The 11,743-nt window shown below is 44.3% G+C and carries 12 protein-coding genes and 1 tRNA gene; 7 read left to right on the top strand and 6 right to left on the bottom strand.

Annotation, left to right across the window (positions count from 1 at the left end; translation table 11 throughout):
- Positions 1–4 precede the first annotated feature (4 nt).
- Entirely contained in the window at positions 5–1,348 is a 1,344-nt protein-coding gene (locus HGH90_RS02040) for a TolC family protein (RefSeq protein WP_169190266.1), read from the bottom strand.
- A 178-nt stretch (positions 1,349–1,526) separates the two neighbouring features.
- Complete coding sequence (locus tag HGH90_RS02035) at positions 1,527–2,792, bottom strand: NAD(P)/FAD-dependent oxidoreductase (protein WP_169190265.1); 1,266 nt, start codon at positions 2,790–2,792, stop codon at positions 1,527–1,529.
- A 287-nt stretch (positions 2,793–3,079) separates the two neighbouring features.
- On the opposite strand from HGH90_RS02035, the gene HGH90_RS02030 reads away from it, so the two are divergent.
- The 5 genes from HGH90_RS02030 to HGH90_RS02010 all read left to right on the top strand — a co-directional run bounded on the left by HGH90_RS02030 (position 3,080) and on the right by HGH90_RS02010 (position 8,182).
- Positions 3,080–3,820 (top strand): outer membrane lipoprotein-sorting protein, encoded by a 741-nt coding sequence (locus tag HGH90_RS02030; RefSeq protein ID WP_169190264.1) that lies wholly within the window; start codon positions 3,080–3,082, stop codon positions 3,818–3,820.
- Position 3,821: 1 nt separating this feature from the next.
- Positions 3,822–5,039 (top strand): ABC transporter permease, encoded by a 1,218-nt coding sequence (locus HGH90_RS02025; RefSeq protein ID WP_168763341.1) that lies wholly within the window; start codon positions 3,822–3,824, stop codon positions 5,037–5,039.
- A gap of 71 nt (positions 5,040–5,110) precedes the next feature.
- Positions 5,111–6,265 carry an ABC transporter permease gene (locus HGH90_RS02020; RefSeq protein WP_247679843.1) on the top strand — a complete coding sequence of 385 codons (1,155 nt, stop codon included), beginning with the start codon at positions 5,111–5,113 and terminating at the stop codon, positions 6,263–6,265.
- A gap of 42 nt (positions 6,266–6,307) precedes the next feature.
- On the top strand, positions 6,308–7,024 hold the full coding sequence (locus HGH90_RS02015; protein WP_168763339.1) for an ABC transporter ATP-binding protein: 717 nt from the start codon (positions 6,308–6,310) through the stop codon (positions 7,022–7,024).
- Positions 7,025–7,027: 3 nt separating this feature from the next.
- Positions 7,028–8,182, top strand: a complete 1,155-nt coding sequence (locus tag HGH90_RS02010) for a hypothetical protein (protein WP_168763338.1) — start codon at positions 7,028–7,030, stop codon at positions 8,180–8,182.
- A gap of 164 nt (positions 8,183–8,346) precedes the next feature.
- On the opposite strand, the gene HGH90_RS02005 is transcribed toward HGH90_RS02010, so the two are convergent.
- The 3 genes from HGH90_RS02005 to HGH90_RS01995 form a co-directional block, all read right to left on the bottom strand.
- Positions 8,347–8,420: transfer RNA gene (locus HGH90_RS02005), tRNA-Pro, on the bottom strand.
- Positions 8,421–8,452: 32 nt separating this feature from the next.
- Positions 8,453–8,983, bottom strand: a complete 531-nt coding sequence (locus HGH90_RS02000; protein ID WP_169190263.1) for a DinB family protein — start codon at positions 8,981–8,983, stop codon at positions 8,453–8,455.
- A gap of 3 nt (positions 8,984–8,986) precedes the next feature.
- On the bottom strand, positions 8,987–9,409 hold the full coding sequence (locus HGH90_RS01995) for a PaaI family thioesterase (protein ID WP_168763321.1): 423 nt from the start codon (positions 9,407–9,409) through the stop codon (positions 8,987–8,989).
- Between the two features lie 114 nt (positions 9,410–9,523).
- Here HGH90_RS01995 and HGH90_RS01990 point away from each other — a divergent pair, with 114 nt between their 5' ends.
- Complete coding sequence (locus HGH90_RS01990) at positions 9,524–10,072, top strand: CHRD domain-containing protein (protein ID WP_168763320.1); 549 nt, start codon at positions 9,524–9,526, stop codon at positions 10,070–10,072.
- Positions 10,073–10,118: 46 nt separating this feature from the next.
- Here HGH90_RS01990 and budA read toward each other — a convergent pair whose 3' ends face one another.
- The gene (gene budA / locus HGH90_RS01985; RefSeq protein ID WP_168763319.1) at positions 10,119–10,907 is read right to left on the bottom strand and encodes an acetolactate decarboxylase; all 789 of its coding nucleotides are present in this window, start codon (positions 10,905–10,907) and stop codon (positions 10,119–10,121) included.
- A 149-nt stretch (positions 10,908–11,056) separates the two neighbouring features.
- Here budA and HGH90_RS01980 point away from each other — a divergent pair, with 149 nt between their 5' ends.
- A complete protein-coding gene (locus HGH90_RS01980) occupies positions 11,057–11,743 on the top strand; it encodes a hypothetical protein (protein WP_168763318.1) in 687 nt (228 codons plus the stop codon).

Raw genomic sequence — 11,743 nt, 5'->3', positions numbered from 1 at the left:
TTATCTATTTGTTGGTAGTGGAGGTTAGAAATTGGATATAAGCCATGGTAACATTGGAGGAAAATTGAGCTTGTGCAAGCGAAAATTTAAGCTGCGAGAGCTGCGTTTCTGCCATTAGTACATCTGTGGTGTTTACCAGGCCCTGGTTATAACGGTTTTGTAAGATGCGTAACGATTCTGTTGCCTGTTCAACGGCTTCCTTTCCCTGTTGAATTTCAAACCGTGCATCCGACAGGTCCCTGTAGGCCTTGTCCAGATCCGTTTGACTTTGCTCCTTTTGCTGCGCCAGCTGGGTAACCAGTTTGTCCCGCTCTGATTTTTGCATGGCAATAGCATTCTTTGTTTTGTTCCCGGTAAAAATATTCCAGGACAACTGGACGCCAAAGAAATAAGAATTTGCACCAAAGCCTGTTATACGACTGTCGTTATACTGGTAATTGCCAAATGCGTTAAGCCTGGGGAGGTAACTCATCTGGCTTGATTTAATCATCAGGTCAGATGCTTCAATGGCTTTTTGTATGGCCATGAAATCGGATCTGCCGGGATATATGTACCGGCCGCTATCCAAAGCTGCAGGCTGGGCCTGGAGCTCCCCATGAGGTTTGTAAATAGTTCCTGAAGGTTGCCCCATTAGAAGACTAAGGTAATCCGATGCGTTTTTTATGCCGCTTTGTGCTTTGGCCTGGCTGCTTTCAACAGACGTGATATGCACCTTCGCATTTAACAGGTCTGACTTTTGAATTAAGCCTTGCTTGAAATGGTTATCTGTAAAGGCGTAAACTGATTTTGCTGTTTGTAATGCTTCCTCTAGTACTTTTAATGCGTCATATGCCAGCTGTAATTGCAGGTAGGCCTTTTGTACCTCAAACGTTAGATATTCTTTAGTACGCTGGGTTTTGTACTGATAAGCCTCGGTTTGTTTTTTTGCGCCCATCCGTTGATACAGCATATCTATATTGACCAATGGCTGCTGTACTTCCAGTTTGGTCATATAATCAGAGGTGGCATTGGGGTTATTCAGGAGGGCAGGATTGAAGTCATTTTGTGTAATCGTTCTCTGTTCCAGCTTAAATCCAAATGCATTCAACGGATCATTGGTGCGAATACCGGTATAGGAAAGACTCACCTGGGGGAGGAAAATGGCAGTTGTCTTTTTGAAATTGATGGCGGCTATATTTTGATCAATCCTGGCCAGGTGGATGTCTTTGTTATTGTTTAACGCTGCTGCAATAGCTTCATTAAGGCTTATATCCCTCACAATTTCCTGCCCTGCCACCTTACCGGTAAATGCGGAAAGAAGAATGGATACAATAACGAACCATGTAGTGAAGTATTTTGTCCGGCTCATTTACTTTAATTTTTAACAAAATTAATGTTGACAAAAGACGGCGACGGTGACATTTGTTACATTGGAGGTGATTAAGACCCATACGTCAACTACCGGCAGCCTTCGGAATGTTCAGGCGTAAGAAAGCAGCCGGATAACTATTCCAGCGGATATTACCGGCGATGCTATTTTTGTTGATTTAGATAATCGTATGATCAGCTATGATTTCACTTAATGCTAATCCCCAGTGAGGTATTTTCCCTCCGAGGGTGTAATACATTTGTTTAAAGCCCATCTTGAGCGCGTAAGGTGTAATGCCCATTTCGAGATGGCTTTCTTTTCCACCCCACCATTCATTAGTTCGCATATAAAAGCCTTTAATGCCTCCCATGTCGCCCATGCATAAAAGCTCAAACGCCATAGGTTTTATCTCTTCTTTAATAGCGCCCAGATCTTTTGCTAACGAATGAGCCAATATTTCGGCTTCCATATGGCCCAGTGAGCCAATTTTTGGAACGGTAATGGAGGCGGCATCTCCAACCGCAAAAATATTCTGGTACACAGGGTTGCGCATATACAGATCAGTTATCACAAAGCCTCTGTCATCTGTAAAGGGTAACCCCTTTAGAAATGAATGTGCCTGCCAGTCTGGAAAAAGAATGGAGATTTCGGCTTCCCGGGAGCTGCCGTCATTAAATTCAATTCCGCCATCATAGATCCTTTTAATCCCAAGGGTGTTTGCCTGGTAGTTATATCCCATTTTGGTCATCATGGGCAATAGCTGTTGTAAAATGGATTCTCCCGCATCTTCGGCAATTACCTTTGCAGGCGTAGATAGATAAATGGTCGCCGCATCTCCTTTGTGCCTTTTTTCCAGCCAGTGTGCCAGTGAAAAAGCCAGCTCAACCGGTGGACCTTCGCAGGCAGTCAACGCTATGGGCAAATTTTGAGGCAGCAGATCGCTCTTACCCTGGTGGAAAACATCTGAGGTAATGGCAATTGGGCCGCCTTTGTATTCGTTATGCAAATAGTTTCTTAGCCGGTTGCCCAGAAATGTGTCTGTAACACTATGACCGAATTCACTAAATCCTTCAATAGCATCATACGCCAAATGGTTCCCTAATGCAATAACCAGGTAATCGTAGCTGATTCTTCTTACAGGATGGCCTGGCCTTTCGTTGGGTTGATAAAAAACAGTATTTGTATTTGCATCAATCGCAGTGATTTCTGCCTGGATAAATTCACTGCCGTCTTGTTCTAAGTATGACATGAATTTATATTGGAGGTCGATAGCCGGATTAATATTCGCCAAAACCTGGAGCGGGATATTGGGAACAAAGGTGAGCAGTGATTTACGATCAATAATGGTGATGTTGGCTTTTCCCTTCACTAAAGCATGAATGTACCTGGCAGTGGTCAGGCCGGCGAAGTTGCAGCCAAGGATAACTATGTGAGGCTTTGCCATAAAATTTGATCTTATAATGAATAATTAAAATATCCATATAGCGCGCGGAACCTTAAAACCTTTTGCACGAAGGTCTGGTTAATAATATTCCATCGAAATGATTTCCATCATTGTGAATACTGATATGGCTCATATTATTCAATCAATTGTAATCAGGAGCAGGTTCACAGGAGTATCTCTTATAACTGCCTGACGCAATACTGACGTATGTCATTTTTTGGCGTGATGTGCATCATTATCCGCAACCTTTGGTTTTCCTAGTTTTAGATTGTAGATAATTTATACACATGAGAGTGGTAGCTATCATATTTTCCATTTTATCTTTTTTAAGGTCTTTTGCTCAGGATGCCAGAGAAATTGTAAAGAAAGCTGATGAGAAAATGAGGGGAAGCACCATGCAAGCAGAAATGGTTATTAAAATTATCCGCCCGGCATGGAACCGGGAAATGCAATGTAAAATATGGATGAAAGGAAATAACCTGGCAATGATCTTGCTGACGGCACCTGCAAAAGACAAAGGCATTGTTTTCCTAAAAAGGAAAAAGGAAGTATGGAACTGGATGCCGGTACTCGAACGCAATATTAAACTTCCTCCTTCAATGATGGGGCAAAGCTGGATGGGAACCGATTTCACAAACGACGACCTGATTAAGGAATCCTCAACGGTGGAAGATTATGACCACACCATTATGGGAGATACAGTTATTCAAGACAGGAGCTGTTATATTATCCGCATGATACCGAAACCGTCTGCTGCCATCATATGGAGTAAAGTGATCCTGTGTATCGATAAAAAAGATTTCCTGGAGCTCCACAGTCGTTTTTATGACGACGACGGTCAGCTTATTAACACAATGAACAGTTATGATATAAAATTGATGCATGACCGCATCATTCCTACCCGTTTTGAGATGATTCCAGCTGATAAAAAAGGACAAAGAACAGAAATGATTTATAAGAGTATGCTGTATAATGCTCCGATTGACGATGATTTTTTCTCTACCGAGAAAATGAAAACTTTGAATTAGCATGTGGCTGATAAAAATGGCCTGGAAAAATATGTGGCGTAACCGCAGCAGAACCACTATTACGATGGCGGCAATTTTCTTTGCCGTTATTTTATCTGTTATAGCCAGCAGCTTAAAGGAAGGTATTTTCGGTAACCTGGTAAAAAATGTGGTCAGCTTTTATACCGGGTACATCCAGGTACATAAGAAAGGCTTTTGGGATGAACAAACCCTGGATAATAGTTTTAAATCATCCCCGGAAACGGAACAGCTGATCCTGGATAATAAGAATGTGGTCATGGTTGCTTCCAGGCTTGAATCCTTTGCCTTGGCATCTTCTGTTAATATTACCAAGGGATGCCTGGTGGCAGGTATTGACCCCCGAAAAGAAAATATGATCACTTCTCTGGAAAAAAAGGTTATCCGCGGAAGCTATCTGAAAGACACTGATTACGCCGTGCTGTTGTCGCAGGGACTTGCAGAACGACTGAAGTTAACAGCCAATGATACGGTGATATTAATAGGGCAAGGCTATCGGGGCGCCACTGCAGCCGGTAAGTATCTTGTAAAGGGAATTGTGAAATTTGGCTCTCCCGACCTCAACAACAGGACATTATTCATGCCTTTAGCGACGGCACAAAATTTTTATAGCGCTGATGGCATGATCACTTCTTATGTTCTTTCATTAAATAAAACAAGCCATTTGCAGGATATCCGTTCATTGTTGGATGGCGCGTTGGGACAGGCGTTTGAGGTGATGACGTGGGAGGAAATGATACCGGAGGTAAAGCAGCATATTCAAACCGATTCCAGCAATATGAAATACGTGCAGGGCATCTTGTACCTGCTCATCTGCTTTGGCATCTTTGGCACCTTGCTGATGATGATGGTGGAGCGAAGGTTTGAAATGGGTATGCTGGTTTCAATTGGCATGAAAAAGAGCATGCTGATTGTATTATTATTATATGAGTCGGTCTTTACGGTATTCGTAGGTTGCCTATTGGGCATTATTGCCAGTATCCCGCTTGTGTATTATCTAAACAGGCATCCTATAAGGATAGGAGGAGAAACGGCTAAAGCCTATGAAAGATTCGGATTTGAGGCGATATTTCCGGCTTCTACCGAGGTGTGGATATTTGCTTATCAGGGGATGGTGGTATTGGTCATTGGCTTGCTATTATCGCTGTACCCGGTATATAAGGTAATTAGGCTAGATCCTGTAACAGCTATGAAGCGGTAATAAATTTTGATATGATTTTCATAATGGCATGGCGGAATATTTGGCGCAATAAAATGCGAAGCATTGTTATTATGTTATCTATAGCGATTGGATTGTTTGCCGGTGTTTCCGTACTGGCATTGTATGAGGGCATGATGAAAAGCCGGGTGCGCAATGTAATCGATTCTGAGGTGGGGCATCTGCAAATGCACAACATCAAATTTAAAGAAGATTATGATCCCCGGTATATATTGGCAAATGGCGCCGGGGTACTGACGACAGTGAAAGGGATGCCTGAAGTTAAGCTTGCTGCGTCCAGAAGTATTGCTATGGGCATGCTGGCAACACCAACCGGTAGTGCGGGCGTACAAATAAATGGTGTAATTCCCGGGCTGGAATATCAGGTGTCGCAACTACAAAGGAAAATCATCCAGGGAAGGCCCTTTGATCCGGTGAAAAAGAATGAAATAATGGTCGGCCAGAAACTCGCGAAGAAGATGAAACTGAAACTGCGATCAAAATTGGTGCTGACTTTTACAGATACTTCAGGCAATATGGTGTCCGGTGCATTCAGGGTGGCTGCTATCTACCAAAGTGATAACGCTCCCCTCGATGAGAAAAATGTATACGTCAATATGGAAGAACTGAATCCCTTGCTTGGGATTCAAAACGCGTTTCACGAGATCGTGATTTTATTGAAAAATGATGCAGCCGTAGAAAAAATGCAGCGGGAATTACAACAAAAATTCCCTGCTTATCAAATTGAATCCTGGAGAGAAATATCACCGGAGACGGATCTGCTGGTGAAAACAGTAGACCAGTATTCCTACATCATCATGTTTATTATTATGTTTTCGTTGGCATTTGGTATTGTGAATACTATGCTGATGGCCATCCTGGAGCGAACCCGCGAAATAGGCATGATGGTGGCCCTGGGGACAAACCATGTCAGGATATTTTTAATGATTTTTCTCGAAACTATTTTTTTAACGCTCGGGGGAACACCAGTAGGACTTTTTATAAGCTGGCTGGCTACCGCTTATTTCAATAAGCAGGGCCTCGATTTGTCGGGAATGGGGCGAGAGATGATGAGCAGCTTTGGTTTTGGAACAGTGATTTACCCGGAGTTTCCTGCAGATAAGATAGCTGGTGTATTACTAATAGTAGCCGGAACGGCATTTGTTTCATGTTTGTTGCCTGCCATCAAGGCATTGAAGCTACTGCCGGTGGAAGCTTTGAGAAGATGAGCCAAATGGGAAATATCACTCATGCTCAAAAAATGGATAGTTATGAATACAGTCATTGATGCCCATAATGTGAGCAAGGTATATAATAAGGAAACTATTCCTGTGTATGCCGTCAATAATGTGCATTTACATATAGAAAGAGGGGAATTTACCGCCTTGGTGGGGCCATCTGGGTCTGGGAAAACGACCTTATTGAATCTAATTGGGGGACTGGATAAACCTGATAATGGTAGCGTGTTTATTAATGAACTTGACATTACAAAGCTATCAACCAATGAGCTGATTGATTTCAGGCTAAAGAATATCGGTTTTGTATTTCAATCCTTCAACCTGATCCCGGTTTTGACGGCAAAGGAAAATGTGGAATTTATTATGCTGTTGCAGCATATAAAGAAAAGCGTACGAGATGCCAGGGTGCAGCAATTGTTCAGGCAAATAGAGATGAGTGATAAAATGGATGCCCGGCCGGCACAGCTTTCCGGCGGACAGCAGCAGCGCGTAGCTGTGGCAAGAGCGTTGGCAAGCAGACCAAAGTTTGTACTGGCGGACGAACCAACGGCAAACCTTGATTCAAAGTCTGCATTTAATTTATTAGACATTATGGCGAAGCTTAACAAAGAAGAGCATATCACTTTCCTTTTTTCAACGCACGACCAAAGAGTGATTGAACGGGCACGGAGAGTTATAACATTGGTTGACGGGAGAATAGTTAGCGATACCGCTGCTGTTTCTACCAGGCACGAAAAGGCGGATGTGTAAGCAATGAAAAAGCTGTTACTATGGTGCTTTACATTATTGTCGGCGCTTATTACAAATGCGCAGGATAGCACTGTTATGCCTCATAAATTAACTTTTAACGGTTATATTAAAGATTTGCAGACACTCACTTTTGATAAAGATTTTAGCGATCTGATCGCCGGTAACCTGATCCATAACCGCATTAATGTTAAGTGGAAACCGTCGGGAAAAATTACCGGTGTTGCCGAATTCCGCACCCGTTTGTTTTGGGGAGAGGAAGTGAAACTGACCCCTCACTTTACTTCTCTTTTGAAAAATGAGAATGAAGTAATAGACATGCAAAAGATATGGATTGAAAACACATCATTGATCCTGCTTACCAACGTGGAAAGATTGTATTTTGATTACAGTAACGATAAGTTGAGCCTCCGTATTGGCCGACAACGTATTAACTGGGGATTAACCACCACCTGGAACCCAAATGATATTTTTAACGCTTACAATTTTCTCGACTTCGATTATGAGGAACGCCCTGGTGTAGATGCCGGAAAGATCAGGTACCTGTTCGGTAACTCTTCTAATATAGAATTTGCTTATAGCCTTACGGATAAAAAAAATGGGAGTGTTGGGGCGGTAAAATATGCACTTAATAAATGGAATTACGACATGCAGTTGATGGCGGGCTGGTATCACAATCAAATGACAGCTGGCGCAGGATGGGCCGGCAGCATCAAAGATGTCGGTTTTAAAGGCGAAGCGCAGTATTTTTTTGCAGGAAAGGATTCGTTGGCTCACCTGAACGTAGCGCTTGAAGGAGATTATATGTTTAAGAAAGGTTGGTATTTGAACCTGGGTATTTTGTTTAATAACCGGGGCTTAAATAAACCTGTTAGCAACTGGAGTAATTTGGATTTTGTACTGTCGCCGGAGAACCTGATGCCAACCAAATGGAACCTGATAGTTACGGGTGCCAGGGAAATTACTCCCTTATTATCGGTAAATGTTACTGTTTTATACTCACCGGGAACCAATCTGACTATTTTTTACCCTTCCATTCAATACAATATCGCTACAAATTTGGATGTAAATTTTGTATGGCAATCTTTTTATGCCGGACAGGATCATGGATTTGAGGCGGTTAACCACCGGGCTTTTGTACGCCTGAAATGGAACTTTTAAAGGGTAAGAAAACGTAGAAGCATAGGGGGAGCTGCTTTGATAATAGAATAATTCTAACCTGTGAAATGATGTATTATGTCAACAAAAATGGGCTGGGGTAACGGTATATCGGAGGATCCAATAAAAAGCCCTAAAACCTGCTGTTGCATTAGTTTTAAGGCTTGTCGGGATGACTGGATTCGAACCAGCGGCCTCTTCGTCCCGAACGAAGCGCGCTACCGGGCTGCGCTACATCCCGTTTGGGGTGGCTAATTTAGTAAATTCCTCCAATTATTTCACCGGATTTTTTTCGGCGCCGGCTATCACAGTACTGTTTTGTGCTACTTCTTCTGCTGTGAGCCCATACATGGGTGGTGTTTTTACACCCAACAGGTTCAGGTAAATATATAGTTCGCCGCGGTGGTGAATTTCATGTTCTACCATGGCGCGCATCCATTTCCATATCCGCATATCTACATGGCCGGGAGTGGTGCATTTACGTTGCAGACCGGCATCGCTCAGTTGCCGGAATATAGCGAGTGATTGCTGGTGTAGTTCGTTGAAAAAGGTCACAACGTTGTCATAGCCGTCGGCCAGCTCTTTGCCACAGCCCTGGTAGGCGCTGGGGCGGCCGGCAATGGTTTCGGCAAACATATACCTTTCAATGGTGGCAATATGCCTGATCTGGTCGCCGATACTGAACTTTCCCGGCTTGTAAGACCAGTCTAGCTGATCGGGTGGCACTACCTTGATGAGCCGGAGGGTACGTTCCCGTACTTTGTCGTAGTAGTCGAGAAAGGGAGAGATACTAAGGATTTCCATGGCTTATTTGCTGGCTTTTATGAGGGTGATTAAAGAGGTGGCAACTTGTGTTTCCTTATCATTATTCCGGATAAAAAGATCGGCTTGTACTACAGTAATAGTGGCGCCTCCTTTGATCACAGCAGCTTTGGCAATGAGCATTTCACCTTTCGCCTGGCGCAGGAAATTGATCTTAAATTCTATGGTGAGAAAGGAAACATCTTCCGGGTAAAGCGTGGTAGCGGCATAGCCTCCCGCAGTATCGGCCAGTGCGGCAATGACGCCGCCGTGAAAAATGCCGGAGGTACGTAACAGGAAATCGGTGGGAGGTACTGCAATGGCTATGGAGCCGTGACCGATTTGGTCAATGTGCGCGCCATAAAATTGCATGAGCTTTTGCCTGCCAAAACTAGCGGTGATTCTTTCGCTGATCTCTGGGTCTAACATAGTGTCGTTTCGGGAAAGATAGACATTTTTGGCTATTTGTAAGGCCTCCGTTAAAGGTTCGTTAATGAGGCAACATTTAACACTCGTCTATCGTATTAACTATAAACAACTGTTATGAAAAAGGTATCTTTCTCCCGCCTATGGAGGAGACAGTGGTTTGCATACAGTTCTTTATTTTTTGCTGTATGTATGGCTGCCTGTAGTGGCGGGGGCTATAGTAGTAGTGGTAATCCTGGTGGAGGCAATACTTATACCGTTAGTGCAACGCTGACCGGTGCACAGGAAACGCCTGCCAACAGTAGTACAGGTACAGGTACGCTCACTGGTACTTATGATCCTGCAACCTATAAACTCAGCTTCACCCTTAGCTGGAGTAAAATCAGCGGAGTGCCTACAGGTATGCACTTCCACGGGCCTGGTGCAGCAGGCGTGGCAGCCCCGGTGGTATTTGCCATTACAGGATTTCCTTCCGCCGTTACAGGTACGGTGTCAGGAACAGTAACACTTAGTGCAGGCCAGGCAGGCGATCTGCTCTCCGGTAGATGGTATGTAAATATCCATACCGCAAACTTCCCCAACGGGGAAATAAGAGGGCAGCTTTCTACTTCGGTAATGACCACTAACCCCGGAGGAACTAATCCGGGAGGAACGCCGGGGTATTAGCTTAAACAAAAGGATGCCTCCGGCAATGGAGGCATCCTTCTGGCTGTTATTTTGAACCCTTTTCCACGCTTTTTATGTCTTCTTGCCTGTTTTGCTTGAAGTCGAAGTGATCAAAGGCAGGAGAGGAAGGAATTTGCAAAGTATAGCTGTCGAGTATGCTCACCGTAATCACCACATCAGCAATGGCTACGTCCACGATATGGCCACCCGCATCCCGCGCATCCGACAGGTAATGAAAATGATATCCCGCGATATTGGTGTTGTCCATATAGGCCGGTAAGCGATAGCCTACCAGGTCGCCAGTACAGGCATTGAATTGAAAGAAGTGTTGCAAACCTAACATGCCCGCCAACGGCGGATAGGGCGCCTCATGGACTGGTGGAAAAGCCCTCGTTTTCAGGTGACTGAACTTACCCTTGATATGAATGGCATACAGGCCGTTCATATTCGGCAAAAGGCTGTCCAGGTAATGATACAAAGCGGCTTTGTCCATGGACTGATGCACGGTGAAAGTCAGGTCGGTGTGAAAGAAATTAACCATGCTGAAAGGCGTCAGCTGCTGCCGGTGCGACACTTCGGTGGTTTTTCCCGTGTATTGGGTCTGATAGGCCTTACCATCTAAAAACAACAACTCCCCATCTATTTTATCCGGCGCACCCAGGCCAAAATCTCCTTTTGTGGCAAGGGAATCTATCGGGTAAAATCCATCATACAGGCCGCCCATTAATCCACTGGCTACTCCTGCAGTGAAGAGCTGGTGGTGTGTGGTGTCTTTTGCCAGCTGCCCGCCAGGAGTGGATAGCGTTAGCAGCAGCGTTAAAATAGGGAAGTACATGCTCGTTGTTATCGTTAAAATATGATAAAATACCGGAAAGGTAGAGAAAAAATAAAAGAGAAGGAATGTAAAATCGCCCGCTGCCACGGCGCCACAGAAAGTTAGTATCTTTGGATAACCGGCGGTAGCCGGATGTTAACTTCCCAGATATGAGATACACTATTGGTTTATCCGTTTTATTATTGCTGATCATGGAGTCACCCATTCAAGCCCAGAAAGCTTCCCCCGTAATCCCCGGCTATTACAATGCCAGCCGCATGGAAGTTGCGGAAGAACTATGCGTGTTTGACAATAACCGCTTCGTATATGCCATGAGCTACGGCGCCCTCGACCAGTTTGTGAAAGGCGTATGGATACAGCAACACGATACGATTTACCTTTCTACCGACCCGGTGAAAAGTAAATATGTGGTCACGTCTTCCACAGATAAAAAAGTGCCGGCAGGAAAGCTGTTGCTGGTATTTAAATTCAACTACCAGCATGCGCCGTATATTAATTTCAGCTTCTCGCCCCACCCGGCGCCTACAGATCCTCCCGCAATGACTCAAACGGCCGAAGGTTTCGAGACGCTCGTCAACAGCCCCGCATCGCGGCATTTGTACCTGGTACATACCATGTATGATACAGAATATTCGGAATATACCTTGGCGGATAAAGTCAACAAGATATACATTGCCCCGGGGGATGGCCTGGGCAAACCTGTCTTCAAAAATATCCCTTTCCTGGTGGGCGATAGCTGCTTAATCAATACCCGTGATGAAAACCGCCGGTTCAGTTACCAGGGACCGGTAGCTGAAAAAGATAAAGTACTGGCCAGGCCAGGCAATGAACAATAG

The sequence above is a fragment of the Chitinophaga sp. Ak27 genome (assembly GCF_012726295.1).
Lineage (GTDB): Bacteria > Bacteroidota > Bacteroidia > Chitinophagales > Chitinophagaceae > Chitinophaga.
This window is presented reverse-complemented; position numbering and strand designations above follow the sequence as displayed.

Excerpts from the sequence above, each read along its gene's own strand:
- HGH90_RS02010 (WP_168763338.1), top strand. The coding sequence starts at position 7,028 with ATGAAAAAGCTGTTACTATGGTGCTTTACATTATTGTCGGCGCTTATT.
- HGH90_RS02035 (WP_169190265.1), bottom strand. The coding sequence starts at position 2,792 with ATGGCAAAGCCTCACATAGTTATCCTTGGCTGCAACTTCGCCGGCCTG.
- HGH90_RS02030 (WP_169190264.1), top strand. The coding sequence starts at position 3,080 with ATGAGAGTGGTAGCTATCATATTTTCCATTTTATCTTTTTTAAGGTCT.
- HGH90_RS02015 (WP_168763339.1), top strand. The coding sequence starts at position 6,308 with ATGAATACAGTCATTGATGCCCATAATGTGAGCAAGGTATATAATAAG.
- HGH90_RS02020 (WP_247679843.1), top strand. The coding sequence starts at position 5,111 with ATGTTATCTATAGCGATTGGATTGTTTGCCGGTGTTTCCGTACTGGCA.
- HGH90_RS02040 (WP_169190266.1), bottom strand. The coding sequence starts at position 1,348 with ATGAGCCGGACAAAATACTTCACTACATGGTTCGTTATTGTATCCATT.
- HGH90_RS01990 (WP_168763320.1), top strand. The coding sequence starts at position 9,524 with ATGAAAAAGGTATCTTTCTCCCGCCTATGGAGGAGACAGTGGTTTGCA.
- HGH90_RS02000 (WP_169190263.1), bottom strand. The coding sequence starts at position 8,983 with ATGGAAATCCTTAGTATCTCTCCCTTTCTCGACTACTACGACAAAGTA.
- budA (WP_168763319.1), bottom strand. The coding sequence starts at position 10,907 with ATGTACTTCCCTATTTTAACGCTGCTGCTAACGCTATCCACTCCTGGC.
- HGH90_RS02025 (WP_168763341.1), top strand. The coding sequence starts at position 3,822 with ATGTGGCTGATAAAAATGGCCTGGAAAAATATGTGGCGTAACCGCAGC.
- HGH90_RS01995 (WP_168763321.1), bottom strand. The coding sequence starts at position 9,409 with ATGTTAGACCCAGAGATCAGCGAAAGAATCACCGCTAGTTTTGGCAGG.
- HGH90_RS01980 (WP_168763318.1), top strand. The coding sequence starts at position 11,057 with ATGAGATACACTATTGGTTTATCCGTTTTATTATTGCTGATCATGGAG.